Source organism: Streptomyces sp. (assembly GCF_031181705.1).
Classification (GTDB): domain Bacteria; phylum Actinomycetota; class Actinomycetes; order Streptomycetales; family Streptomycetaceae; genus Streptomyces.
On the sequence record NZ_JAPSKN010000002.1, the window covers coordinates 29,909 to 54,430 of the forward strand.

Annotated in this window: 21 protein-coding genes; 7 read left to right on the top strand and 14 right to left on the bottom strand. The window is 74.0% G+C overall.

Annotated elements, in window-relative coordinates:
• Positions 1-676 precede the first annotated feature (676 nt).
• The 3 genes from RIN80_RS00790 to RIN80_RS00800 all read left to right on the top strand — a co-directional run bounded on the left by RIN80_RS00790 (position 677) and on the right by RIN80_RS00800 (position 3,327).
• Positions 677-1,555: a hypothetical protein gene (locus tag RIN80_RS00790; protein WP_309093476.1), complete on the top strand. Its 879-nt coding sequence runs from the start codon at positions 677-679 to the stop codon at positions 1,553-1,555.
• 172 nt (positions 1,556-1,727) lie between these two features.
• Positions 1,728-2,564, top strand: coding sequence for a hypothetical protein (locus RIN80_RS00795; protein WP_309093477.1), 837 nt, complete (start codon positions 1,728-1,730; stop codon positions 2,562-2,564).
• Positions 2,565-2,583: 19 nt separating this feature from the next.
• Entirely contained in the window at positions 2,584-3,327 is a 744-nt protein-coding gene (locus tag RIN80_RS00800) for a hypothetical protein (protein WP_309093478.1), read from the top strand.
• Here RIN80_RS00800 and RIN80_RS00805 read toward each other — a convergent pair.
• From RIN80_RS00805 to RIN80_RS00850, 10 genes are all read right to left on the bottom strand, one after another.
• The gene (locus RIN80_RS00805; RefSeq protein WP_375141577.1) at positions 3,318-3,917 is read right to left on the bottom strand and encodes a hypothetical protein; all 600 of its coding nucleotides are present in this window, start codon (positions 3,915-3,917) and stop codon (positions 3,318-3,320) included. The two genes, RIN80_RS00800 and RIN80_RS00805, sit on opposite strands and share 10 nt — an antisense overlap.
• Positions 3,892-4,719 carry an FkbM family methyltransferase gene (locus RIN80_RS00810; RefSeq protein WP_309093480.1) on the bottom strand — a complete coding sequence of 276 codons (828 nt, stop codon included), beginning with the start codon at positions 4,717-4,719 and terminating at the stop codon, positions 3,892-3,894. The genes RIN80_RS00805 and RIN80_RS00810 overlap by 26 nt, the downstream gene beginning before the upstream one ends.
• Positions 4,716-4,937 (bottom strand): Trm112 family protein, encoded by a 222-nt coding sequence (locus RIN80_RS00815; RefSeq protein WP_309093481.1) that lies wholly within the window; start codon positions 4,935-4,937, stop codon positions 4,716-4,718. Before RIN80_RS00815 ends, RIN80_RS00810 begins: the two co-directional genes overlap by 4 nt.
• Positions 4,934-5,839, bottom strand: a complete 906-nt coding sequence (locus RIN80_RS00820; RefSeq protein WP_309093539.1) for a hypothetical protein — start codon at positions 5,837-5,839, stop codon at positions 4,934-4,936. Before RIN80_RS00820 ends, RIN80_RS00815 begins: the two co-directional genes overlap by 4 nt.
• A 15-nt stretch (positions 5,840-5,854) precedes the next feature.
• Positions 5,855-6,598, bottom strand: a complete 744-nt coding sequence (locus RIN80_RS00825) for a class I SAM-dependent methyltransferase (RefSeq protein WP_309093482.1) — start codon at positions 6,596-6,598, stop codon at positions 5,855-5,857.
• Positions 6,595-7,842, bottom strand: coding sequence for a condensation protein (locus tag RIN80_RS00830; protein ID WP_309093483.1), 1,248 nt, complete (start codon positions 7,840-7,842; stop codon positions 6,595-6,597). The genes RIN80_RS00825 and RIN80_RS00830 overlap by 4 nt, the downstream gene beginning before the upstream one ends.
• Positions 7,839-12,011, bottom strand: a complete 4,173-nt coding sequence (locus RIN80_RS00835; protein WP_309093484.1) for an alpha-(1->3)-arabinofuranosyltransferase — start codon at positions 12,009-12,011, stop codon at positions 7,839-7,841. Before RIN80_RS00835 ends, RIN80_RS00830 begins: the two co-directional genes overlap by 4 nt.
• On the bottom strand, positions 12,008-12,706 hold the full coding sequence (locus tag RIN80_RS00840; protein ID WP_309093540.1) for a class I SAM-dependent methyltransferase: 699 nt from the start codon (positions 12,704-12,706) through the stop codon (positions 12,008-12,010). Before RIN80_RS00840 ends, RIN80_RS00835 begins: the two co-directional genes overlap by 4 nt.
• 146 nt (positions 12,707-12,852) lie before the next feature.
• Entirely contained in the window at positions 12,853-14,004 is a 1,152-nt protein-coding gene (locus tag RIN80_RS00845; protein ID WP_309093485.1) for a glycosyltransferase family 4 protein, read from the bottom strand.
• Between the two features lie 219 nt (positions 14,005-14,223).
• The gene (locus tag RIN80_RS00850; protein ID WP_309093486.1) at positions 14,224-15,219 is read right to left on the bottom strand and encodes a DUF3068 domain-containing protein; all 996 of its coding nucleotides are present in this window, start codon (positions 15,217-15,219) and stop codon (positions 14,224-14,226) included.
• A 214-nt stretch (positions 15,220-15,433) separates the two neighbouring features.
• Here RIN80_RS00850 and RIN80_RS00855 point away from each other — a divergent pair, with 214 nt between their 5' ends.
• Positions 15,434-15,586 carry a hypothetical protein gene (locus tag RIN80_RS00855; protein ID WP_010042314.1) on the top strand — a complete coding sequence of 51 codons (153 nt, stop codon included), beginning with the start codon at positions 15,434-15,436 and terminating at the stop codon, positions 15,584-15,586.
• Between the two features lie 3 nt (positions 15,587-15,589).
• Positions 15,590-16,834 (top strand): helix-turn-helix domain-containing protein, encoded by a 1,245-nt coding sequence (locus RIN80_RS00860; RefSeq protein ID WP_309093487.1) that lies wholly within the window; start codon positions 15,590-15,592, stop codon positions 16,832-16,834.
• A 43-nt stretch (positions 16,835-16,877) separates the two neighbouring features.
• On the opposite strand, the gene RIN80_RS00865 is transcribed toward RIN80_RS00860, so the two are convergent.
• On the bottom strand, positions 16,878-18,890 hold the full coding sequence (locus tag RIN80_RS00865; RefSeq protein ID WP_309093488.1) for a TerD family protein: 2,013 nt from the start codon (positions 18,888-18,890) through the stop codon (positions 16,878-16,880).
• A gap of 225 nt (positions 18,891-19,115) precedes the next feature.
• Here RIN80_RS00865 and RIN80_RS00870 point away from each other — a divergent pair, with 225 nt between their 5' ends.
• Together RIN80_RS00870 and RIN80_RS00875 are read left to right on the top strand one after the other, a co-directional pair.
• Positions 19,116-19,889: an IclR family transcriptional regulator gene (locus RIN80_RS00870; RefSeq protein WP_309093489.1), complete on the top strand. Its 774-nt coding sequence runs from the start codon at positions 19,116-19,118 to the stop codon at positions 19,887-19,889.
• Positions 19,886-20,734: an SMP-30/gluconolactonase/LRE family protein gene (locus RIN80_RS00875; protein WP_309093490.1), complete on the top strand. Its 849-nt coding sequence runs from the start codon at positions 19,886-19,888 to the stop codon at positions 20,732-20,734. The genes RIN80_RS00870 and RIN80_RS00875 overlap by 4 nt, the downstream gene beginning before the upstream one ends.
• Positions 20,735-20,778: 44 nt before the next feature.
• On the opposite strand, the gene RIN80_RS00880 is transcribed toward RIN80_RS00875, so the two are convergent.
• From RIN80_RS00880 to RIN80_RS00890, 3 genes are all read right to left on the bottom strand, one after another.
• The gene (locus RIN80_RS00880) at positions 20,779-22,179 is read right to left on the bottom strand and encodes an FAD-dependent monooxygenase (RefSeq protein ID WP_309093491.1); all 1,401 of its coding nucleotides are present in this window, start codon (positions 22,177-22,179) and stop codon (positions 20,779-20,781) included.
• A gap of 309 nt (positions 22,180-22,488) precedes the next feature.
• Complete coding sequence (locus RIN80_RS00885; protein WP_309093541.1) at positions 22,489-23,709, bottom strand: MAB_1171c family putative transporter; 1,221 nt, start codon at positions 23,707-23,709, stop codon at positions 22,489-22,491.
• 5 nt (positions 23,710-23,714) lie between these two features.
• Positions 23,715-24,326 (bottom strand): toxin-antitoxin system, toxin component family protein, encoded by a 612-nt coding sequence (locus RIN80_RS00890; RefSeq protein ID WP_309093492.1) that lies wholly within the window; start codon positions 24,324-24,326, stop codon positions 23,715-23,717.
• Positions 24,327-24,522 lie beyond the last annotated feature (196 nt).

A 24,522-nucleotide genomic window follows, 5' to 3' on the forward strand; every position in this document is an offset into this window, starting at 1 on the left:
ACGCAGCTGACGTTGTCCGGTCCGCCGGCCCCAGGGCGACGTTGTTCCGCATCACCCACGACCACACCGTGGTCCAGCCGATGATCGACGAGGGCCGTCTGACCGCCGAGGAGGCCGTGTCCCGCCCGGTGTGACCTGCTCCTGAAGGCGCTCACCGGTTCGGAGCCCTCCGTCGCGCCGGACCTCCGCCTCCACGACGCACACCCCGGCGAACGCTCCCCGCTGTGCTCCAACGGCCTGTCGCGTGCTCCCCGGCGACCGCGTCCGGGAACGGCTCGGCTCGTCCGGATCGCCACAGCAGACGGTTCGCGCCCTGGCCGGTGCGGCGAACGACGGCCTGTTCGGCGCCCCGTATCGCGTCCTCCAGGAGGGTGAGGACCCCGCCGGCCGGGATCTCCTCCGGCGTCCAGGAACCGCAGGGCTTCCCCGGCGGCGCTGCTCGCGGGCGCCCCCGCCGGTCCGAAGCCGTCGGCCACGGCGCGCAGCCGCGTGCCCGCGTAGCGCATGCCCGTACGGCCTCCCGCGACTCCCGCGCTCCTCGCGCTCGTCCGTTCCGCCACCGGCGCCGGGGCTTCACCGAAGGTGAAGGTCAAACGCGGCGTCCCGGTTCCGCGGGGCGGTTGCTAGCCTGCGGCGGAAGCCGACGACCGATCGTCCGCCCGAGGAGGGAGTCGCCGTGGCCGGCACCCCGCGCATCGCGCTCGTCACCTACGACCCCGGTGACGCGGAGCACAAGGACCGGGACCTGCCGGTGCTGACCGGCGCGCTGTGCGACGCCGGGGCCGACGCCGTCGCCGTCCCCTGGGACGATCCCTCCGTCGACTGGGCGGCCTTCGACCTCGCCCTCATCCGCTCCACCTGGGACTACAGCCGGCGTGCCGCCGAGTTCACGGCCTGGGCGGAGCGCTGCGCGCGGGCGACCCGGCTCGCCAACCCGGTCGAGGTGGTGCGGTGGAACGCCGACAAGCGCTACCTCGGGCAGCTCGCGCGGGCCGGGGTGCCCGTCGTGCCCACCCGCTACCTCGCGCCCGGCGACCCCGTCGAGCTGCCCACCGGCTATGAGTACGTGGTGAAGCCCACCTCCGGTGCGGGGGCCCGGTACGCCGCCCGCCACCCGGCCGGGGAGCGGGACGCCGCCGTGCGGCAGGTGGAGCGGATGCACGCCGAGGGGTACACCGCGATGGTGCAGCCGTATCTGAGCGCCGTCGACACGCACGGCGAACGGGCCCTGCAGTTCTTCGGCGGCCGGCTGCTGCACGCCGGCGTCAAGGGCGCCGTCCTCACCCCGGGCACGCCGTACGACGCGGACAAGGTCGCCCACCCCGACGTGCGGCGCTGGAAGCCGACCGCCGCGGAACTCGACGTCGCCGAGCGGGCACTGGCGGCCGTGCCCGGGGATCCCGAGCTGCTGTACGCGCGCGTGGACCTCGTCACCGGGCCGGACGGGCAGCCCGTGGTGATGGAGCTGGAACTGATCGAGCCGAACCTGTTCCTGGACGTCCACCCGGACTCCGTGCCCCGGGTCGTGCGGGCGGTGCTGGCCGCCGCAGGCTGAGCGAGACGGGTGGGGCATACGCCCCGTGGTGGTGCCGGCCCGCAACTCCGGGGCGACTCACGTATCCGGACGAACTCCTGGCGGATATCCGTCACTTGACGCAAAGTCACGATGTACGGTCTTCGCCGACGCCGTCGAGCCGCACGCCGTCGAGCCGCACGCTGGAGTGGGCATGGGAAGCAGTTTCCGCTACTGGGCCGAGCGCATCGTCCTGGGCCTGACCGCCACCGTCGGCATCGCCGTGACCCTCGCCGACCAGGTGGACCTGCTCGACGGACTGGCGGCCGACACCGTCCCCAAGCTCACGCTGCTGACCCTCAGCACGGTCACGCTGTTCCTGCTGTTCGAGATCGACCGGCTGAAGGCGCTGGACAACATCAGCACCCAGCTGTCCAGGCTGGACATCGACGCCCTCGCCCGCGACCTGCGGCACGATCACTACGGCGGTGTGGTGCGTGTGCACCGGCGCTTCCCCGAGGAGGCCTTCGAGGGCTACCTCAACGGCGCCGGGCGCGAGGTGACCATCCTGCAGACGTGGATCCCGAACGTGCACCGGTTCGAGTCCGCGCTGAAACAGGCCATCGTCGACCGCCGGGTCCGGGTGCGGGTCCTGCTGCTGCACCCGTCCTCACCGGTCGCCGACCTGCGCAACGAGGCCCTGCGCGGCCTGCGCGACCCGGCCCTGGAGGAGGACGTCCAGGCGGGCGTCGCCCGCTGTCTGTCGACCTTCGCCTCCCTCTTCCAGAGCGTGCGCGCCGGCGACCGGGCACGCCTGCAGGTGCGCGTCTACCAGGCCCTGCCGTCCATCGCCGTCTACAAGGCCGACGAGCACTACCTGGTCAGCTCCTTCCTGCACGGCCGGCTCGCCATCGACTCCACCCAGCTGGAGATCGAGGGCAGCGGCACCGTGATGGGCCGGGAGATCCAGCAGGAACTGGACACGCTGTGGAGCATCGGCCGCGACGTGGACCTGGACGACTGGCGCAGGTCGGTGGACACCACCCAGTGACCCGGGAAGGGGTACGCACATGACAGACCTGGACGCGTTCGAGGACGCGCTGATCGACCGGTTCCGCGGGCACCCCGTGCTGGCGAACACCGCACGCCTCGCGGACGCCGACTTCGCCGCCCTGCTGCTCCAGCGGCGCTTCGTCTCCCTGGCGTTCACCCCCTCGTACGACCTGGCCATCGACCTGCTGTCCGACGAGGCCGGCCTGCGGATCGCCCGGGCCATCCTGCGCGAGGAGTACCCGGACGGCCGCGGCCACACCCGTTCGCACCGGGAGGACATGAAGGAGGACCTGCTCCAGCTGGGCATCCCCCGCGCCGAACTGGTCGCCTCCCGGCCCACTCGGGCCACCCGGAACGCCATCGACGAGGCCTTCGCGCTGATCTCCGAGGCGGGCGGCCACGACGACGCCGACCTGCGGCTGCTGACGTTCCTGCGGTTCTGGGGCGAGGTCCTGGTCTCCGTCGAGTACGAGCACCTGTGGCAGCGCATGGCACCCGTGCTGGCCGCCGGCGGCCGCAACCGCTCCCGCTTCTACTACCCGCACTACGTGCACGACGCCAAGGCCCACCCCCTCACCGCCGTCTCCCTGCTGTCGGCCACCCACTCCGACCGGCTGGCCACCCGCATCAGCGAACTGCTCGCCCGGCACGGCTCCGCCGACGCCTTCCGGGCCACCGAGGAACAGGCCCTGCGCCTGAAGACCGCCTTCTACGACCAGTTCCTGCCCGCCCTCGACCGGACCGGCGCGCCTCAGCCCTGAGTGCCCGCGACGGCCACCCGCTGCAGCAGACCCCAGGTGAACTCGGCGACGGCCTCCCGCCGTACGCCCCGGGCGTCCGGCGCGGTGAACGCCAGTCCCCACCGGGTCGGTGCCGATCCCTCAAGGGGGCGGGCCGGGGCGAAGGCGCGGGCCGTCTCGTCGACCGTGCAGGACCAGGGGGCGAGGTCGTCCAGCGTGCGCAGCCTCGGGCCCGTCGCGCCCGGGGCGCGGACCAGCCACTCGTTCCACACCGCGCCGTTCGGGGCGGTCAGCACCTCGAAGCGCAGGTCCGGCCAGAGGGGCACCGGCCAGAGCCAGGCCTCGCAGTCCAGGTCGCCGATCCGGCGCGGCGTGCGCGATTCGGGTTCGCCCAGCACGGAGCGGTACCGGGACAGGGGCGCGCGGGAACGCGGGGAGCGGACCATCGCCTGCCAGCGCTTGTTGGCCTCCCGCATGCCGGCGATGGACACGCCCAGGGCGTGCCGGGCGTCCTCCACGAGGCCGGGGTTGTGGTCGGCCATGCGGCGCAGCAGCACCAGCTGGAAGTCGAGCGGGGTGAAGGGGCTAGCGGGGCGCTTTCCGGAGGGCATGGGACCCATCGTCGCCCACCGGGGCGGTGCCGGGGCGGCGGCCGTCGGGCAGGAACAGCACCGAATTGACGTAGCGCGGGCCCCTGAGCAGCGGGGAGGGCAGGACGCGGCGGAGCAGGCCGTGGGAGACGACGTAGGAGGCACGGTCCTGGTGGTCCTCCAGCGGGAACCTCGCCAGCGGCACCCAGGTGTCGCCGGGCAGCACCCAGCCCTCGTAGCCCAGCAGGGTCAGATAGGTCACCACGGGCGTGATCGGCTGGATGCGGGACTCCAGTTCGACGAAGAGGGCGGGCCGGTCGCGGGCCAGCAGCCCGGTCGCGCCGCGCAGCACCGCCGGCTCGTTGCCGTCCACGTCGATCTTGATGAAGCCGACGTTGCGCAGCCCCAGCTCGTCCAGGGTGACGCTGGGCACGTCCAGCGCCCGGCCGTGGATGTCGCGCCGCACCAGCGAGGAGACGCCCCGGTCGCCCGAGTCGCCGGGCGGCAGCCACAGGCGGGCGATGCCCGGGCGGTCCGAGGCCGCCGCGCGGACCACCCGGACGTTCGGCGGGGCGGCGGCCGCCAGCAGCCGGGCCAGATGGGGCACCGGCTCGATCGCCACCACGTGCTCGGCGTGGCCGGCCAGCCGGTGCGTCCAGGGCCCGTACCAGCCGCCGACGTCCACCGCCGTCCCGCAGTCCGGCGGGCACAGCTCGGCGAGCCGGGCCAGCTCCGGCTCGAAGCGCGGATACAGCGCCCGGGCCGTCGCGGCCACCAGCCGGGTGGGCAGGAAGGGCGCGAGGCGCGCCGCCAGGCTGGTCACGGTGCCATCCTCCTGAGGAGTTCCTCGTGCACGTCGTCCGGGACCTGCTCGCCCGAGGACGGCAGCAGCTGCGGAATGCCGTCGACGATTCGGTAACGGCGGTGCAGGCGCGGGTTGTACAGCGCCTCCTCGTGCCCGGCCTCCTCGGGCAGCAGATGCAGCGGGCCCTTGTCGAGCGGGCACGCCAGGATCTTCAGCAGCGGGTCGTCGGGCTTCATGGGGATGCCAACTCCTCGGCAGGTGAGGTGGTTCGGGGAGCGGAGTCGTGCTTCGGCATGGTCAGCAGCACGGCGACCGCGAGGGCCGTGCCCGCCACCCGCAGCGCGAGCCGCAGCGGGTCGTGCGGCAGGGCCTCGCCGAACGCCGGCGTGCCGAGCACCGCTGTGAACAGACTGGTCACGGTCGTGCACACCGGCACGATCAGCGAGGCACGGCAGCGCTGCAGCGCCGCCTGCGACATCACCAGGCCGAACACGCCGGTGAACAGCAGCAGATACGGATACGGGGAGCTGAGCAGGTCCAGGACCGCCCCGCCGGTCCCGTCGGTCGTCAGGTGGCCGGAGACGCCCTTGATGGCCAGCGAGCTGACGCCGTACAGCAGGCCCACCGCCACGCCGTACTCGACGCCGGTCGTCGGGCGCCGGTGCCGGTTGCGGGCGCGCCGCTCGGCGGAGCCGTACAGCCACACCCCGGCCGCCAGCGACGGCACGCACACCAGCAGGATCAGCGGGTAGGGCGCGTCCCGGCCGACGCTGTCGGCGTCCTCGCGCAGCGACAGCACGACCATCAGCAGCGCGAGCAGGATCGCACCGAGCGCGTACCTTTCCCGGCCGGTCGTCTCCTCGCCGAGCAGCCGGGCCGACAGCAGCACGAGCAGCACCAGGCCGGAGACGAAAATGCCCTGCGCGGCGGCGATGGGCAGGGTGCGGTAGACGACGAGCTGGGCGCCGAAGCCGGCGGCGAGGGCGAGGGAGCCGCCGATCCACAGCGGGCTGCCGAGGACCAGCCGCAGCAGCCGGGCCGGCTGCCGGATGCTCACCTCCGGGAGCGAGGTGAGCGCCCGCTTCTCCAGCACGAACCCCAGGCTGTACAGGGTGTTCGCCAGCAGGGCCGCGGCCACTCCCCACCACATGGGTTACGTCCTGCGGGCGTGCAGCAGCAGGATCGACGCGAGCTGCGGCCGGACACAGGCCAGCCGGTCCAGCGGCCGCAGCGGGCGCGGCACACCGTGGAAGGGAGCGCCTTCGAGCCGCACCACCGTGAACCCGGACGCGGCGACGAACTCCCGCAGCGCGCGCGGGGTGTACAGCCGCAGGTGCCCCACGACCTCCTTGCCCGGGCGGCCGTGGATGCCCCGCAGGCTGACCTCGGAGAAGACCGGCTGCACACCGGCCAGCAGCAGGGCCCGGTTGTACCAGGCGGCCAGGTTCGGCGTGGACAGCATCAGATGGCCCCCGGGGCGCAGCACGCGGCGGATCTCGTCCAGCGCCGCGTCCGGGTCGACGAGGTGCTCGATCACCTCGCTGAACAGCACGGCGTCGGCCGACCCGGACGCGAACGGCAGCCCGCCGCCGGTGAGTTCGCCGCGGACCGCGTGGGGGACGCGGGTGCGGGCGCGGCGCAGCGCGTCCTGGGACCAGTCGACGCCGACGATGCGGTGACCCGGCAGCAGGGGCGCGGCGGTGGCCGCGGCGGTGCCGTCGCCGCAGCCGATGTCCAGGACGGTCGCCGGGCGGCCGGCGGCCGGGCCGAGCGCCCGGGCCAGCATGCGCGCCTGGCGCAGGCTGCGCGGGGTGCCGGAGGCGACGGGGACGGCCGGGTTCTCGTAGAAGTCGCGCAGGTTTTCCGGGCGGGGCGCGGTGGTCGGCAGGGCCGTCATGACGTGGCCTCCGTGGTGTGCAGGTAGTGCTCGAACAGGTCGCGCAGGCGGGCCCCGTCGCCATGGCCGAGCAGGGCGCGGGACCAGCGCAGGGCGAGGTGCAGGCGCCCGGCCGTGGAGGCGGTCGTCACGGTCAGGCCGCGTGGCATCCGGGCAGGGGCGGAGAACCAGACCGCGTGCGCGCGGCCGGCCTCCTCGCCGAAGTCCAGCGGGTAGGGGATGCGGCCGATGTTGCTGAGCAGGGTCGTCGACGTCAAGGGCGCGGCGGCCCGGCGCAGGGCGCGGGTGACGGCGGCCCGGGCGGCGACCGGCGCCCACGGGGCGGTGAGCAGGGTGGCGCCGTGGCCGAGCTGGGGGCGGGGCAGGGACTTCAGCGCACGGGTGCGTTCGGCGGTACGGCGCAGCAGGGTCGGCAGATGCGGGTCGCGCAGCTCCTGCGGCGCGAAGGGGACCTCCACCAGGCGCGTGCCGTTGCCGATGGGCATCGAGGTGTCCCGGGGGCGGTCGTCCACGGGCATGGTGATGCGCAGGGGGCGGGGCCGGGCGCCGTGCTCCCGGTTCCAGTGGGCGATGGTCAGCGCCGTGGCGACCATGAGCTGGTCGTTGACGGTGTAGGGGGAGCCCTTGGGGCGGTGCGGCAGCGACAGCTCGGTGACCAGCAGGCCGTTCCCGGGCGAGGGGTCGGGGGTGCCCGGCGCGACCCGGGCGGGCGGCGTCCAGCCGGCCGGGGTGTCCGGGGGCTCCTGGTGCGGTTCGGCGGGGCGGACCGGGGGCGCGGCGGGGGAGTTGTCCCGGCCGCCGTAGAGCTCCGCGGCCGTGGCCAGGACCCGCAGGCAGGCCGGGCCGTCCAGGGCGGTGTGGTTGATGGTGAGGACCAGGACCGAGTCCACCACGTCGAGGCGGATCGGCGGGGACTGCGACAGCGGCGGAGCCTGCGCCAGGGCCCGGGTCCGGGCGTCCTGCAGGGCGCGTGGGCCCGACGGGGCGAAGCGCACCACCTCCACGTCGGGTTCGCGGGTCAGCTCCCACTCGTAGCGCCGCCGATACCACGGGCCCCGGGCCTCCCGCATGAGCACGCGCGGATGCCGGTGCAGCGCCTCCACGAACGCCTTGCGCAGGCGCGCCCGGTCGAGAGGACCCGGCAGGTGGACCTCGATGTGGACCGTCTCCGGCTCCTCCTCCTGGAGGCAGTGCCGGGAGACCTCGTCCACCACCGGGAACGGGATGCGGGCCGGTGTCGTCATACGGCCTTGTCCTCCCCGGGGTCCGTCCTCGGCAGCGGCCGCGTCGGCGCCTGTGACCGCGGCTGCTCGCGCAGGCTCACGAGTGCCGCGAACAGGCCGATCAGCGCCAGCAGTTGGGCCAGGTGCCCGAACGCGCCCTCCCCCGCGCCCACCGGCTCCCCGGCCCCGAGGGCCGCGGCGATCCCCGCCGCGGCCAGGGCGGCGAACGCGATCGGCACCAGCAGCGCGTGCCGCCGCGCGGCGAGCAGGGCCAGCGCCGGGACCAGCAGCGCCAGCCATCCGGCGATCACCACCCCGACCAGGGTCAGGGCCACCGTGCCGAGCCACGGACCGGGCAGCGGCGGGGCGGGTTGCGGCGCGTCGGGGTTCGGCGCGCGGCGGCGCCAGACCGCCAGACCGAGCAGGGCGGCGATGCCGACGCCGCTGCCGATCAGCCCGATGTCGTAGGTGGTGGCCGGTTCGTACGACAGCTTCACCGCGCCGCCCGCCCCGGCCGGGATCCGCCAGCCCTGCTGCCAGCCGTCCAGCCGGACCGGGGTCAGCTCCCTGCCGTCCAGCGTGGCCCGCCAGCCGTCGTTGACGTTCTCGTACGTCGTGAGGTACGAGGCCGCCCCCGAGCCGACCGTCACCTCGCGCCGGTCGCCCAGCCAGTCCCGGATCCGCAGTTCGCGCCCGGCCGCGGCGGCCTCGGGCACCGTGCCGCGCGTCAGGGTCACGTCCGTGAGCGCCAGCGGGCCCGCGTCACCGCCCTCCAGCCGGTGCTCGCCCGCGGGCAGCCGCACCTCGGTGTCGCCCCGGCCCTCCTGGCAGAGCGTCACCTCCACGCCCCGCCGCTCCACCAGATCGCGCACGGTGCCCTTCGCCCGCGTCTGGTACAGCTCGCCGTCCAGTGCCACGTCCGGGCCCTTGCCACAGGGCAGGGAGAACGCGCGGGTGCCGTCCGGCTGCGGGGTGCGGTACTGGTCGAGGGAGGGGATGTAGGCCTCGGTGAGCCCCACCGGCAGGCGCAGGTTTTCGTCGGCGACCGGGTTGTGCAGGGTCAGCGGGGCGGTCTCGGTGATCGTGACGTCGAGTCGGTCGGTGGTGATCGGCGGGAAGCGGACCCAGCCGTTCTCGTCGACGCCGGCGATGGCCGCGCCGTCCGGGGAGCTGATGTGCACCTCAGTGGCCCGCGTGGACAGCCCGCCCGCGGGGGCCAGGACCAGCTCACCGACCGGCTGCTTGCCCTCCCAGCGCAGGTGGATCGTCGGCCGGTCGCCCGCGATCCACGCCGTCGTCAGGTCGCCGTCGGTGAGGTTGCGCGCCCCGATGCCCGCGCCGAGCCGTGCCGTGGAGTCGGCGGTGGCGACGATCCGCGCCTGCTGCCCCGGCGCGACCTCGTACAGCAGCTCGTCGAGTGCCGGGCCCGGCACCGGCACCGCACGCGCCTTCACCTCGTACGTCCCGGCGGCCGGGGTGGTGAAGCGGCGGTGCAGGCCCGCCTCGGTGCCGGTCGGGGACAGTCCCGTCGGGTCGGAGGCACGGTGCAGGGAGACGACGGTGGCGGCCGCGGTGGCCTCGTCCGCGTCGGACGGCAGCCGCAGCAGCCGCGTCACCCGCACGTCCGGCAGGTCGATCTCGGAGAAGCCCGCGCCCGTGAGACCGGCCCGGCGCTCCACCGAGTCCACGATCGTCAGCTTCATCCACCGCGTCGCGCCCTCGGGCGCCTCGACCCGCTGCGTCTTGCCGTTCGGCTGGAGGAAGCCGGTGCGCTCGCCCTTCTCGGTCTCCACCCGCACCTTGGTCGCCGCCGCCCGCACGCCGTCCTGCGGCAGCGGCGTGACCTGGAAGGAGGACGGCATGTCGTAGGGGCCGGTGAAGCCGATGCGCAGCCACTGCCCGTCCGGCGTGTCCGGCGCGCCCTCCGCCCAGGCGGTGTCCGGGTTGCCGTCGAAGGCGTTCACCGGGTCGTACTGCGGCAGGTGGAACAGCCAGTTGCCGTACGAGGACGCCGACACCGAGGACGCGCCGCGCAGTTCGGCGACCGTCTGGTGCTCCGTCCCCTCGGTCGGCAGGATCTGGCGCGGCTTCTCGCCCGGGTCCTGCTGCGCGCCGGACGCGTTGCGCTCGCCGCGCGTGTACGTGTACGAGGTGCCCGCGTTGACCAGCCCGAACCGGGTGTCGGCCCGGCGCAGCCCGTCGCCCACCACCTGCACGGCCGGGGTGCCGAGCCCCGGGTGGTCGTCCCCGGTCAGGACGGCGGCCCGCCCGCGCAGTTCGGACGCCAGCGGCAGCAGCGCCTCCGGCCCGCCGGAGACCACGGCCGTGTCGGCCACCGGGGCGAGCCCGGCCTGCCCGGGCCGGACGGCGGCCCCGCCCGCCGGACGGTAGATCTCCACGGCCCGCTGCCGCGGGTAGAGCCCCTCGACCTGCAGCGGAGCGTCCTGGGCGATGCGGCCGCCGGTCATCACCGGGCCGAGCCCCGTGACCCGCTCGTACCCGGACTGCTCCAGGGTGCGCTTGACGGTCGCGGTCGGCACCGCGCCGATCTGGTCGGGGTCGAGGTCGTTGCGCACGACGACGTAGTACAGCCCGGCCCGGCTCAAGTAGTCTGCCAGGCCCGGCACTTGGGAGCCGGACAGCAGCGCCTGCTCGACCGCGTCCATCGCGCGCCGGTTGCCGGGCGTGCCGAACGGGACGTAGTCGCGCTGCGCCCAGCGCGACTCGGCGAGCACGTCGAGCGGCTGGTCGATGGGGGAGCCCCAGGTGTACACGCCGTGCGCGGTGGCCGGGACGACCAGGGCGCGCGAGTCCGGCGAGTACTTCTCCAGCCAGTCGGCCGTGGCCTGCCAGTAGGTGGGCAGCTGCCGGAAGGAACCGGGGTTCAGGATCGAGCCGTTGAGGTACGGCCACAGCAGCCCCGGCAGGATCAGCACGGCCGCGGCGAGCGGCGCGAGACGCCGGCCGCGCACCGGCCGGACCCCGCGCCGCTCGGCGGCCACCCCCACCAGATGGGCCAGGCCCAGCACGAGCGCCAGCGCCAGACCCGTCTGGAACTTGTAGACGTTCCGGAACGGCGACAGCCACCCGTCCAGCCAGCCCTGCGTCACACCGTGGAACGGCGCCCCGAACGCCCCGCCGTACCCGGCGAGCAGCGCCAGCGCGGTCACCAGCACCGTCAGCACCAGCCAGCGCCGCTCGGGCATGTCGCGCCGGGCGAGCCCGGCCAGCCCCAGCCCGGCCGCCAGCGCCGAGCACACCACCACCAGCACGGAGGAGGCCACGGTCCAGCCGGCCGGCAGCCAGGCCTCACCGAAGTGCAGATAGGCGACCCAGTTCCCGGCCCCGCGCAGCGCCTCGGTCGCGGACATGGTGTCCGTCGTCGTCCGCGCGGTCTCTATGTAAGGGAGGAAGTTCTCGCCGTAGACGCCGAGCAGCAGCAGCGGCACCCACCACCAGGCCGTCACCACGATCACCGCCGGGGCCCACCAGGCGATCAGCTTGCGCATCCGCGGCCCCGGCGGCCGGGACAGCAGGTACAGCCCCACCGGCAGCAGGGACGCCAGCGTCGCCGAGGCGTTCACCCCGCCCATGAACGGCACGAGCAGCGCCGAGCGCAGGGCGGCGACCCGGGCCGCGTACCGCTCGTCGGCCAGCGGCAGCAGCACCCACGGCAGGAACGCGCCGGGCAGCGCGGCGGCCGACGTGGAGCCGACGACGGTCGTGAACAGCGGCCACAGCGCGTACGCCACGGCCCCCAGCAGCCGGGACGCCGAGCTGCCCACCCGCAGCCGCTCCGCCAGCCGCAACGCCCCCCAGAAGGCGACGGACACGATCACCGACAGCCACAGCCGCTCCGCCAGCCACACCGGCAGCCGCACGAGGTCGGCCACCCAGTAGAACGGCAGCATCGGCCACAGATAGCCGGCGTACTGGTCCTGGATGCCGCCGAACCCGGCCCGGTCGTGCCACAGCTGCCCCAGATCGGCGAGGAACCGGCCGGGATCGGTGGTCACCCCCAGCTTGGTGTCGAACGTCTGCCGCCCCGGCTGCACCGCCAGGAACAGCACGAACACCACGGCCCAGAAACCCAGCAGCCAGCGCCGCGACCGGGGACCCTCGGGCGGGCCCGACGCGGTCGCGGTGGTGGGGACGGCTGCCGGGGGAGGAGCCTGGACCGTGGTTGTCATGTAGGGCACCGCCGCAGAATGAGGAGGAGGTTCCAGGTGGCGAACTCGCGGATCCCGGGCGCCTTGACGACGGCCTCCGCGAGGAAGGGCCAGTAGCGGGAGCGCGCCGAGACGACCGTGACGTCGTCCCGGGCCCGCACCTGCCGCAGGGTGGAGCCGATGTGCACCGCGAACAGGTTCTCGCCGAGCGTGTGCTTGGCGGGCCTGCCGGTCCGCCGGGCGTAGCGGGCCCGGGCCCGCTCGGCCCCGAGGTAGTGCCACGGGGCCCACTCGTGCCCGCCCCACGGCGACAGCCAGTTGGTGAACGACACGTAGATCAGCCCGCCGGGCCGGGTGACCCGGGCCAGCTCGCTGAGGAACGTCTCGGGGTCACAGACGTGCTCCAGCACGTTGGAGGAGAAGGTGACGTCCGCGACGCCGTCGCGCAGGGGCAGCAGGTAGCCGTCGGCGACGACGGAGGAGTCGGGCGGCTCCTCGCCGAGTTCGGCGACGTCCGGCTCGAACAGGAAGGCGTTCGCCCCACGCCGCCGGAACTCCGCGGTGAAGTACCCGCCGCCCCCGCCGACGTCCAGGACGGTACGCCCGGCCACCGGTCCGTCGTAGGCCTCGACCTGGTCGACGGCGTCCCGGGCGAGCAGGGTGTAGCAGGCCTCGGGGTCGTCCTGCTCGTGGCGGAAGGCGCGGAACAGGGCCAGGGAGCGCCGGAAGGAGGGGTCCTTCCACGGGGTCGTTCCCGAGGGGCGCGGGGCGGGGACAGCTGCGGCTCCGCCACGTGGACGCGACCAGCCACGCGCGAGCCGCACCCGCGACACGGCGTCACCCGCACGGCGCAGGGGCGAGGTCACGGCCCCCAGCCCCTCACCGCCTCCGCGGCCACCACCCGGAACTGCCGCACGGTCCGGTCCCACCGGAACTGCGCCGCCCGCTCCCGGGCCGCCTTGCCCATCAGCTCGCGCCGCTCCGCCGACAGCGCCAGCGCGCACCAGGCAGCGGCGAACGAGGACTCACCGCGCGCGAGGACCCCGGTCTCACCGTCGACCACGGAGTCCTTGAGCCCGGGCACGTCGAAGGCCACGCTCGGTGTCTCCCGGGCCGCCGCCTCCGTCACGACCAGCCCCCACCCCTCCACCGCGGAAGGGTGCAGCAACATCCAGGCCGCACACAGCAGCCGGTGCTTCTCGGCTTCCGAGACGTACCCGGTGAACTCCACCCCGGGCCCGGCCAGCCGCTCCAGCCGCTCGCGCTCCGGCCCGTCCCCGACGATCACCAGCCGCCCGCCGGTCACCGGCCGCACCCGCTCCCACAACCGCAGCAGCAGATCGATGCGCTTGTACTCGACGAGCCGCCCGACGGCGACGAACAGCGGCTCGGGCGAGCGCTCGGCGCGCGGCCCCGGCTCCTCGACACCGTTGTGCACGACCCGGATCCGCTCCCGCTCGACGCCGATCGCGCGCAGGGCGTGGGCGGTCGAGGACGACACGGCGACCAGCAGGTTGCGCTGCTGCGCGCCGGTCAGCGCCCAGTGTTCGAGTCTCCGGCCGATCCGCGCCGCCGGGGCCAGCGGGCCGCCGAAGCGCATCTTCCACAGGTCCGTGTGGACGTGGTTGACCAGGCACAGGGTCGGTCCCCGGTGCCACAGCGGCGCCAGGTACGGCATGCCGTTGCACACCTCGACCAGCAGATCGCAGTCGCCGACCTGGCGGGCGAAGGCGGACCGGGCGCGCAGGTAGTGCCCGTACGGGCCGCCCGCCGACACGACCCGGTAGTCACGGAAGGACGCGGGGCCGCCGCACAGCAGGGTCACCTGGTGACCCAGCCGGGTCAGCCCGTCGGCGAGTCTGTCGACCAGCAGCTCGGAGCCGCCGGCGGAGGGATTGTCCAGATCACGATGGGCGAGGAACACGATCCGGCGCGGATGTGGGGGAAGCGCCGGAAGGTGCTGCGGCGCGTCGGGGGACGCGGTGCGCAGCGTGGACGGTACGTGCTGGGGCATGGGTGCTCCAACTCGTCTCGGGGTGCGGAACCCGGTGGGGAGAACGTGGGGGTGGGGTCGTCGGGAGGGAGGGGTCGGCCTGTGGGGGGCCTGAGCTCTTCCTGGGAGGGGAGTGTGGACGGGGTGTGCTCGGGTGGGGTTGGACAGTTTTCGCCCGGACCTTCTCCACGGCTACTCACCGACGTGACAATTTCCGGCTTTGTTAGAGCTGACGTCACATCACATCGTGAGGGTCGGCTGGGGCGTACCCGGCTTATCGGACGGAGTGGGCTCCTCCGGCTCCTTCCGCCCACGGGCCACCAGAACGCCGCCCGCCACGGCGAGCACCACTCCGGCGATCCCCGCGCCGACCGGCAGGGTCGTCCCGACGAGCCGGAGCCGGCCGCTGTCGTTCTTCGCCTGCCGCACCGCCTCCCGCTGCGTCGCGGTCGTGAAGGCGACCTTCTCGCTGTCCAGCAGCACCGCCGTGTCCTTCTTCGCGCCCGGCGCCCGCAGGGTCCGCCTCGGCCCGGTCTGCGCGTACAGCACCCGGCCCGTGGCCTGGTCGACGACCAGCACGAAGCCGTGGTTGGCGTACCACTCCTCGGCCAGCACCTGGGGCCTGTCCGGCTGGTCGACGAGGGTGCCGGGCACCATCCGCGTGCCCGTCCGGGTCGGCGGCACCGAACCGGTGAACTTGTAGCCGGTGTAGCCCTGGACCTTCTCGGTGCCCCGGTAGCGCAGTACGACCGTGTCGCCGAGGGTGTTGTCCCACCACTGGTAGGAGCGCTTCTGCACGTCGAAGGGGAACTTCAGGTACGCCTCGCCCTCGATGTGGGGCTTCTCGCCGCAGCAGTGCACCGGCCGGGTGGTGCGCCGGTCCATCACCCAGCGGTGCGGCACGAAGTCCAGCGCGTCGTGCGGATCGGCCGCCGGCAGCGACTTGTCGGTGTCGACCGTGGTGGTCACGTCCCAGACGGCGTTGCCGCTGCGCTCGCTGTCCTCGACGTCGCCCCGCACCCGCTGGGTGACGGTGATCCTGCGGTCGGGCACCGTCTCGATCCGGTCGGTGTCGAAGACGCTGCCCCGGCCGGTGTAGACGGCGGTCGTGTCGATGTCGATCGGGTTCACCGCGGCCCGCGGCTGCACGTACCAGGCGAGCAGGGGCGCCAGTACCAGCAGGAACGTACCGAGACCCAGCAGGACCAGGGAAAAGGGAGAGGTTGTACGGCGCATCCGGGCACTCCAGTGGCTTGGGACGGCTCGACGTACGAGAGGACCGGCGCGGCGGCGGAATGCGCGCGTGCGGCCGGGCCGGGAACCGTAGGCGGCTCTTGACGGGGTGTCAATGCTTGTCGAGACTGGGCGCGACAGGCAGGGACGGGGTGCCGAGGTGGGGCAACCTCCGGACCATCTCCGGACGAATCCGGACAGAGAGGCTGACCCTGCGATGTCCAGACTGCTCGCTGCCGCGCTGACCGTAGCGCTCGCCGCCGCCCTCGCCGTGGGGGCCGCGCTGGGCGTGGTCGCGCTGCTCGAAGCCACACCCGACCAGCCGAACACGCCCCTGATCACCTACGAGCAGGCCGGTCAGGGGAGTTGACGGATGACGGCCGCCCGCACCGGAACCGTCACCACCCGCTCGGCCTGGCACGACGTACCGCGCTTCCAGGTGCGCCGGTTCGCCGCCATCGCCATGGCCGAGGCCCCCGAGCTCGCCGAGGAGATCCTCCGCGAGATCCAGCGCGAGTACCCGCACCTGCCCGTGGTCCTCGACGACTCCGGCGAGCCGATGGCCCTGGTCGGCATCCGCCGCGCCATCGAGGTCTTCGTGCAGCACCTGGAGAACTCGGAGGGGCGCCCGACCGTCCCGCCCGGCGTCTTCCAGGACTTCGGCCGCGGCGAGGGCCTCAACGGCCGCTCCCTCGACTCCCTCCAGGCCATCTACCGCATGGGCGTACGCCTGGCCTGGCGCCGCTTCGCCGACATCGGCCAGCGCGTGGAGATCCCGCCCCCGGCGATGTACGAACTCGTCGACGCGGGCTACGAGTACCTGGACGGCCTGGTCGACCAGTCCGTGCGCGGCTACGCCGAGGCCGCGGCCCGCCAGGCCGGCGAACGCCTGCGCCTGCAACGCCGCCTGTTGGAACTCCTGCTGGCCGAGCACCACCGCGGCGACCCCACCGAGGCCTTCACCGAACGCGCCGCCCGCATCGGCTGGCCGCTGCCGGAGAAGGTCGCCGTCGGCGTCCTGCTGCGCCCGGCGCGCGAGGCGATGGCGCCGGCCGTCGGCCAGGGCGTCCTGCTCGACATGGAGTACGAACAGCCCCGCATGGTCGTCCCCGAGCCGGACGCGGCCGGCCGCCACGAGCTGCTGCACCGCGCCCTGACCGGCTGGTCCGGCGCGATCGGCCCGCCCGTCCCGCTGGCCGACGCGGCGAAGTCGCTGCGCTGGGCGGAGGCGGCGGTCCGCCTCATGGAGCGCGACCTCCTGCCCGCCGGTGAGGTCCTGCACTGCACCGAGCACACCGAGGCGCTGGTCCTCCTCCAGCCCGAGGAACTGATCGACGACCTGGCCCTGCGCTGTCTGGCCCCCCTGACCCACTGCGGCCCCACCCACGGCCGCCGCCTCGCCGAAACCCTCCTGGCCTGGCTGGAAACCCGCGGCGGCGCCCCCGAGGTCGCCACCCGCCTGGGCGTCCACCCCCAGACGGTCCGCTACCGCCTGCGCCAGATCCGCGAACTGTGGGGCGACGAGATAGACGACCCGGACCGCCGCTTCGAACTGGAACTGGTCCTGCGGGCGCAGCGGCTGCGGGGGGAGCTGGGGGTGGTGCGGGGGCGGCGGTGAGGCGGGCCGGTGCACTCGGCGGGAGCCCACCGCCGCCGCACCGTCACACCGTGGCGCGTTCCTTCGCCGCGGCCCGCCCGGACACCGGAGCGTCCAGGTGGACCACCACCGACGTGTAGAAGCGGTGCACGGCGTCGTCGACACTGCGGATGAAGCCGGACTCCGCGCTGCCCCGGCCGCTGCCCATGCCCTTGAACAGCGACAGGCGGAAGCCGGTGATGCGCGTGGTGCCGTCCTTCGGGAGCAGATCGGCCGGTTCCGGGCGCAGCCGCTCCAACGTGCCCCGCGGACCGCCCGTCCCGCCCTCCACCAGCGTCTCGACGTGCAGATCCGCCGGAGCGTCGGCGAGACGGCGGATGAGACGCTTGGCCCAGGTCAGGGGATAGCCCTGCTCCGGAGCCGGGATGTCCACGGACGTCCGCAGCTTGGCGGTGCGCAGGTCCGCGGTGACGCCGAGCAGGCCGGGCGCGCCCTCGACCCGCAGCTCCGCCTGGAGCCTGCCCTCCTCGCACAACTGGTCCGCCAGGCGGGCGCGGCGGGCCCCGGGGTCGGTGCCGCGCCTGGTGCGCTGGGCGGGCAGCACCTTCTGCCCGAGTTCGCCGCCGAGCCGCAGGCACACCTGGCGGATGAGCCGCTCCCAGCTCTCGACGACCTCCAGGGCCCGCGGGTCCCCCTGGCAGAGGGTCTCGTCGCTGATGCCGTTGCGCACCGGCACCCAGGCCGCGCCCATGTTCTGGAAGCCGTGGCAGCCGGAGTTGTCGTGCTGGAGGTAGTGGAGCAGGTCCTGGAGGAGCCAGGTGCGTGCCGCGTTGCCGACGCCCTCGTGGCGGATCAGCATCTGCGCCTGGTGGGCCACCTCGGCCCAGGACAGGTGCCACAGCGCCACCTGGTGCTTGCGCCGCCGGTCGATCTTGACGTCGACCAGCGGGCTGCCCTCCAGCGCCACGTCGTTCGACAGGGTGATCACGGCCTCGTAGCCCCGCCGGGCGGCGATGTCCATGTAGGCCTGCACCTGGTCGGACTTCAGCGGGTTGCCGTTGGTCTTGGTCTCGACGAGCGCCGTCCACAGCTTCCCGGCGCGCTCGACGCGGATGACCCCGTCGGGGCGCCGGGGGGTGTCCCCGTGCGGCAGGGAGACCTCGGTGAAGGTCTCCATCCGGCCGGACGGCGCGCCGAACGGGGCGGTGATGCGCCGGCCGAACCGGGGCACCTGGGCCATCACGGACAACAGCACCGAGGTGGCGCGCGTCTCCCGGTCCCGGTCGCTCTTGAGCGCCGAGACCGGAAAGAGCCGGGCCTGCTTCCAGGAGTCGTTCTCCGCCAGGCTCTTGACGGGCGCCCCGGGCGGGGTGACCTTCTTCTTCGCGGTCCGGGGCCGGGCCGTCCGCTTCTTCGGGGCGGCCTGCTCGTCGGCCGGCGGACGCGGTGCCGGGACGGCCTCCAGCGTCGCCCGCGGCGGGGCGCCGGAGGCGGGGGCCGCGGCGGGTTCCTCCGCGACCGGCGTCGCCGATTCCGCCTCGTCGTCCTCGATGTCGACGCCGAAGTCCGTCGCCAGTCCCGCCAGGCCGCTCTCGTAGCCCTGTCCGACCGCCCGGAACTTCCATTCCTCGCCCCGCCGGTACAGCTCACCGAAGATGATGGCGCTCACCTGGCCGGGGTCCTCGATGACGAACCGGAGGAGGTTCTCGCCCACCGCGTCGGCCAGCGTCACGCGCACGTCGTGCAGTTCGCCGAAGCGCGCGCCCTCGTAGCGGCTGGCGGCCACGACGATCCGCTCCACCTCGGTCGGGACCGCGGTCAGGTCGAAGCTGATCCGGTCCTCGCTGCCGGCGCCGGTGGGCTCCTTGCCGAGCAGCTGCACGCTGCCGTCGGCGGCCACCGGGTTGTTGTAGAAGTAGAAGTCGGCGTCGCTGCGCACCTTGCCGTTGCCGTCCAGCAGCAGGACGGACACGTCGGCGTCGCCCTCCCCGGTCGGGCTGGACCAGCCCAGGCTCACGATCGCGGAGCCGACGTGCTCGCTCAGGGCCGAAAGGGACACGTTCGATCCCATGGTCATGTCACGCACAGAAGAATCCCCCACCTCTGCGGCACCTGTGACGTGCCGCACATCGGCACTTTAATGTGCACGCAACGTGCTCGTGGGGTGCTCGCCGGTTTCCGCCCGCTGCGGGTCTGCCCATTGCCCGGGCAAACCTCTGTGGCTAGCCTGTGTTCGTCATGCCGATCGCCTGTTGAAATCTCGAACGCGGGCGCTGAGAACACACTAGGGAGGGGGCCGGTCGTGGGACGACTCGTACCAGCCGTGACCCGGGCTCTCGACATTCTCGAGCTCTTTCTCGACGGGGACGGGACGCTCTCCGCCCCCGACATCGTGCGCAGGCTGCAGCTGCCGCGCACCACCGTGCACGAGCTGGTGACCACGCTCGCCGCCCGGAAGTACATCGTCCCGGTGCCCGGCCAGCCGGGACGCTACCGGCTCGGCGTGCGCCCGTACCAGCTCGGTGCCCGCTACGCCGAGCAGCTCGACCTCGCAGCCGAGGGCCAGCAGGTCGCCCGGTCCGTCGCCGAGACCTGCGACGAGACCGTGCACGTGGCGATCCTGGAGGACACGGACGTCATCTACATCGCCAAGGTCGACTCCACGCACGCCGTGCGGATGGTGTCCGCCGCCGGCCGCCGGCTCCCCGCGCACTGCACCTCCGTCGGCAAGATGCTGCTGGCCTCCCTTCCCGAGCACGAACTCGCCGCGCGGATCCCCGACGGCGCCGAGCTGGTCGCGATGACCCCCAACAGCATCACCGACCCGGCCGCCCTGCGCGAGGCCCTGGCCGAGATCCGTGAACGGGGCCTGGCCGTGGAGAGCCGCGAGTCCAACCCGGACGTCAGCTGCGTGGCCGCTCCGGTGCGCGACCGCACCGGGCAGGTCGTCGCCGCCCTGTCGATCTCCGTGCCCATGATCCGCTGGAGCGAGGAGCGCCGGGCCGAGCTGGAGCAGCTCGCCGCGAAGGGCGCCGCCGAGCTGTCCGAGCACCTCGGTCACCGGAGCCTGGCATGACGACGCCGTACGAGGTCGCCGTGCGCGCCGAGGCCGAGCTCGGCGAAGGCCCGACCTGGGACGCGGCGGCCGGCCGGCTGCTGTGGATCGACATCCTCGGCTCGCGCCTGCACACCTACGACCCGGCCACCGGGCGGCGGACCACACGCCGTACCGAACAGCACGTGGGCGCCGTCAAGCCGCGCGCCGGCGGCGGTCTGGTGCTCAACCTGCGCGACGGGGTCGGGCTCCTCGACCCCGACGGCGGCTTCCGCTGGCTGCACCGCGAGCCCGTGCCGGGCCGCCGCGCCAACGACGCCGCGGTCGCCCCCGACGGCGCGCTGTGGGCCGGCACCATGCGCTACGACGAGGCGCCGGGAGGCGGGACGCTGTCCCGCGTCACGGGGGACGGATCGGCCGAGGTCGTGCTCGACGACGTGACCGTCAGCAACGGCACCGGGTGGAGCCCCGACGGGCGGCTCATGTACTACATCGACACCCCCACCCGGCGCGTCGAGGTCTTCGACCACGCCGACGGGCGGGTGTCCGGCCGGCGCACCCTCGCCGAGATCGAGCAGGGCGCCGGTTTCCCCGACGGGCTGACCGTGGACGCCGACGGGTGCGTGTGGGTGGCCCTGTGGGAGGGCGCGGCGGTGCGGCGGTACACGCCCGACGGCCGGCTGGACCGGGTGATCGAGCTGCCGGTGCCCCTGGTGACGGCCTGCGCGTTCGGCGGGGACGGACTGACCGACCTGTACGTCACCACGGCCCGCACGGGGCTGACCGAGCCGCCCGCCCTGGCGGGATCGCTGTTCGTGGTGCCCGGGGCGGGCAAGGGAGTGGCGCAGCCCGCGTTCGCCGGCTGACGAGGGGCGGGGCGGCCGGGAGCGCGGACCGGACCGCCCCTGCCTCAGCCTCCCGTCCGGTCCAGCCGTCGCAGGACCGCCCGCTCGTCCGCCGTCAGCGGCGCCCCCACCGCCGCCGGCAACGGCGGCCCGCTCAGCGTCGCCAGCACCGTCGAGGGCCGCAGCAGCCGCGTCGGCCCCGTCGTCATGCTCATCACGTCCCAGAGCGCGGACGCCGCCGGGTACGAGCCGGTCGCCGTGCGGATCATGCGGCGGGTGTAGGCCGTGACCAGACGGTCGGCGACCCCGGGGGAGCCCCCGCGCGTCCCGGGGTACCAGACGTCCTGGCTCACCGCCATCGTCCACGCGGCCTGGACCGACCGCGCCGCCCGCCGTTGCACACGCCGGGCGAGCCCGGGCGCGTCGAGGCCGGACCCCCGCAGCTCGCGGTCCAGCTCCCGGGCGCCCAGCGCGGCCACCGACATGCCCTGTCCGTAGGCGGGGTTGAACGTGGCCAGCGCGTCACCGAGGACGACGAGGCGCTCGGGCCAGGAGCGCGTCTTCTCCAGGTACCGCCGGTGGTTGCTGGTACTGCGGCTGACATGGACCTCGGTGAGCGGCTCCGCGCCGGAGATCAGCCGGCCCACGATGGGGTCGGGCAGGTCCAGGGTGTACCGCAGGAACGCGTCCGGGTCGGACGGCGGTTCGCCGCCGCCCCGGGTGCCGGCGAGGCTGACCATCCAGCGGTCGCCCTCGATCGGCAGCACCATGCCGCTGCGGCCGGGCCGCCCCTGGTACGGATCGGCCTGCACCATGGTCAGCGGGAAGCGCCCGGCGCCCTCGGGAGTGCGGTAGAGACGGGTGGCGTTGACCAGGCCGGCGTCCACCGTCTTCTCGCGCACGTCGTCGACGCCCAGCCCGGCCAGCCAGGTCACGATCCGCGAGCCGCGTCCGCTCGCGTCGACCACGAAGTCGGCGGCGAGTTCCTCCTCCCCGGCCTCGGCCGAGAGGCGGACCCCGGTCACCCGCTGCCGCGACCCCGTCAGCTCCAGCACCCGGGCCTTGCGGATCACCACCCCGGTGCTGTCCAGCACGGCGCCCCGCACCGCCCAGTCGAGCAGGGCCCGGGTGCAGGTCAGCATCCGCGGGCCGGGGTGGCGCCAGCGCCTCAACCAGCCCTCGGGCGTGAGGGCGACCATGCCCGAGCCGAGCGGTATCTCGTGCGCACCGGCGGCGAGCAGGTGCTTGCGCATGCTCACGCCCGGCACCAGGTCCTCCATGGGGGCGAGTCCGCCGGCCATGAGGAGATGCGCGTGACGCCCCTGCGGCAGGCCCTTGCGGTGCTCCGGCCCCTCGGGCAGCTCGTCGCGGTCGAGCACGACCACCTCGTCCGCGACGGCGGACAGCGCCGCCGCGGCCAGCATGCCGGCCAGCCCCGCACCGATGACGACAGCTCTACGCGACATGCGACTCCTCGCACTCAGCCATGACGGCTCCTTCGCCCCGCGGGCATTCCCCGACGTCCGGCCACGGCCGTGCAGCGCACAACAGCGTCCGCCGGCACCGGCTTTCGAGCCATGCGGGCCTCGTCCCGGACGGCTCTCACCGTACCTTCACGCACCGTGCACGCAGCCCCCGCGTACGGGCCCCGCGTACGGGCCCCGCGTACGGGCCCCGCGTACGGGCCCCGCGTACGGGCCCGCGTGCGGACCTCGTCCGCGCATCCGGCCGGGCACGCGACGCGCGTCCGGCCGGGACGGCCCCCGGGGGACGGGTCAGCCGGTGAGCGACCTGCCCTCCGTGTGGTCGCGCGCCAGGGCGCGGATCGCCCGGAGGTCCTCCGTGCGGCGCAGGGCCCGGGACACGGCGTCGATCTCGCGCAGCAGCTCCGTGGTGTCGCGGGCGCCGGTGCCGTCGTCCTCCCGGGCCTGGTTCCGGGCCTCGGCCGCGTCCAGGATCGCCGCGGTGGCGGCGAGCACCTTCGCCCGGTCGGGCGGATGGCCGAGGGCGCGGGCGGCGTCGTGGAACCGCTCGCGCCGGTCCTCGTCGATGTGCCGGGCGAGCGGCAGCAGCACGTCGCGGATGAACGTCTCCCGGCGGACCAGCCGCAGCTCCGGCGTGGCCCGCAGCAGGAACGGCACCCCGTCGCCGTTGACGGTCCTCATCAGCAGGTAGAGCGGCCGCAGTTCGTGGTGGGCGAGCCGGACGTGCCAGCGGCCGTGCAGGTACTGCCCGGCGTGCGGGAGGATGAAGCCGATCGCGATGAGCACGGCGGACAGGCAGGCGAGCGGCGGGGCGACGGCGGTGCTCAGCCAGTCCACGTTCCGCCCGGACCAACGGGCCACCACGGCGCTGATCTTGGCGACGTCGAAGAGCAACTGCGCCGCGTAGCCGACGCCGAGGAACTTCAGCCCCCAGCGCAACAGCGAGTCCAGCCCGTCCGTGCGGACCCAGTTCCAGATCAGCCCGTTGGTGACCAGTGCCGCCACGGTGTGCGCGAGCAGGTAGAGCACGATCACTTCGCGCATGTACGGGGTGTTCGCGTAGTACGTGTCGAGATCCCGCAGCCGCTCCTCCGGCACGTCCGCGAGCGCGAACAGCACCCACATCGCGACGATCACACCCGAGTAGACCGCCACCACCCCGCGCATCGCGCGCCGGGTGCGCGCCGAACGGTCGGACAGGCCGTTGCGCCAGGCGATGATCAGCAGCAGGCAGAAGGCGCAGAACGCGGTGAGCAGCGAGTAGACCCAGGGTCCGGAGAAGTTCGCCACCCCGGTGAGCCGGTTGACCCGGGCGATCGTCGACGGCGCCACGAAGACGAACACCGCGCAGGCGAGCAGCAGCAGCCCGCCGACGGCGCGCAGCATCGGGTCCTGCCAGAGCCGGATGATGCTCGGCAGCTTGATGGCCAGGGCGGCGGCCAGGACCCCCGCGGGGATCCACCAGAAGTTCGGATAGAACTGGTTGACGAACTCGACCGGGGTCAGCGCCATCGTGCTCACGGTGCCGCACCTCCTCGCGGCCCCCGGTAGTACAGCGACCGCTGCACGGGTTCGAGGGGCACGTCGGGTCCGCGCTCACCCGGCAGCAGCGCCCGGCACCCGGCCGCCAGCCGGTGCCCGAAGGCGTCGGCGTCGGCCTCGTCCCGCTCACGGGAGCCGTCGCGGGCGGCCACCGCCAGCGCGATGTCGTCCCACCCCGGCCGGCCGGCGAACGCGTGGGCCGCCGCCGCACCCGCCCCGTGGTGATGCCCGTGCCCCGCGTGCAGGTGCCACAGCTCATGTCCGAGGATGACCAACTGCTGTACCGCCTCGGCCCGTTCCTCCACGATGACCAGGTCGAAGTCCTGGAACTCCACCCACAGGCCGGTCACTTCGATCTCGTCCGGGAAGCGCTCGAAGCGCAGTTCCACGGGCCGCCCGTCGCGCCGCGCGCTCATCTCCTCGCACAGCGCCCGGCACAACGACCGTACGTCGCCGGGTGCCTGGGGTCTCGCGCGGACCGCGGCGGTGAGGTCGGCGGCCAGGCCGCGCATGGCCGCGCCACGGCGCGAGCGCCCGAGCGCGGCGCTGACCCGGGCGGCCATCGTCCGCGCGCCCGCCATGTCCATCGCTCCCCCTTCTCACCACCGCCCGGCGGCTTCGGCAGCCCGTCCGAGACTACGCGCCCGAAAGTGCGCGCGTCATGCCATCCGGCGTCCGATGTGCAACGGAGAACGACCGTTCGTGCCCGCGAAGTCGGGTCCAATGTGCGACCGGACCATTGACGCGGGGGCGCTGCGAACTTACGGTCCCGTTCGAAGTAGC

Excerpts from the sequence above, each read along its gene's own strand:
- RIN80_RS00795 (WP_309093477.1), top strand. The coding sequence starts at position 1,728 with ATGGGAAGCAGTTTCCGCTACTGGGCCGAGCGCATCGTCCTGGGCCTG.
- RIN80_RS00860 (WP_309093487.1), top strand. The coding sequence starts at position 15,590 with ATGACGGCCGCCCGCACCGGAACCGTCACCACCCGCTCGGCCTGGCAC.
- RIN80_RS00800 (WP_309093478.1), top strand. The coding sequence starts at position 2,584 with ATGACAGACCTGGACGCGTTCGAGGACGCGCTGATCGACCGGTTCCGC.
- RIN80_RS00875 (WP_309093490.1), top strand. The coding sequence starts at position 19,886 with ATGACGACGCCGTACGAGGTCGCCGTGCGCGCCGAGGCCGAGCTCGGC.
- RIN80_RS00830 (WP_309093483.1), bottom strand. The coding sequence starts at position 7,842 with ATGACGACACCGGCCCGCATCCCGTTCCCGGTGGTGGACGAGGTCTCC.
- RIN80_RS00845 (WP_309093485.1), bottom strand. The coding sequence starts at position 14,004 with ATGCCCCAGCACGTACCGTCCACGCTGCGCACCGCGTCCCCCGACGCG.
- RIN80_RS00805 (WP_375141577.1), bottom strand. The coding sequence starts at position 3,917 with ATGCCCTCCGGAAAGCGCCCCGCTAGCCCCTTCACCCCGCTCGACTTC.
- RIN80_RS00880 (WP_309093491.1), bottom strand. The coding sequence starts at position 22,179 with ATGTCGCGTAGAGCTGTCGTCATCGGTGCGGGGCTGGCCGGCATGCTG.
- RIN80_RS00850 (WP_309093486.1), bottom strand. The coding sequence starts at position 15,219 with ATGCGCCGTACAACCTCTCCCTTTTCCCTGGTCCTGCTGGGTCTCGGT.
- RIN80_RS00835 (WP_309093484.1), bottom strand. The coding sequence starts at position 12,011 with ATGACAACCACGGTCCAGGCTCCTCCCCCGGCAGCCGTCCCCACCACC.
- RIN80_RS00825 (WP_309093482.1), bottom strand. The coding sequence starts at position 6,598 with ATGACGGCCCTGCCGACCACCGCGCCCCGCCCGGAAAACCTGCGCGAC.
- RIN80_RS00865 (WP_309093488.1), bottom strand. The coding sequence starts at position 18,890 with ATGACCATGGGATCGAACGTGTCCCTTTCGGCCCTGAGCGAGCACGTC.
- RIN80_RS00815 (WP_309093481.1), bottom strand. The coding sequence starts at position 4,937 with ATGAAGCCCGACGACCCGCTGCTGAAGATCCTGGCGTGCCCGCTCGAC.
- RIN80_RS00890 (WP_309093492.1), bottom strand. The coding sequence starts at position 24,326 with ATGGACATGGCGGGCGCGCGGACGATGGCCGCCCGGGTCAGCGCCGCG.
- RIN80_RS00885 (WP_309093541.1), bottom strand. The coding sequence starts at position 23,709 with ATGGCGCTGACCCCGGTCGAGTTCGTCAACCAGTTCTATCCGAACTTC.
- RIN80_RS00855 (WP_010042314.1), top strand. The coding sequence starts at position 15,434 with ATGTCCAGACTGCTCGCTGCCGCGCTGACCGTAGCGCTCGCCGCCGCC.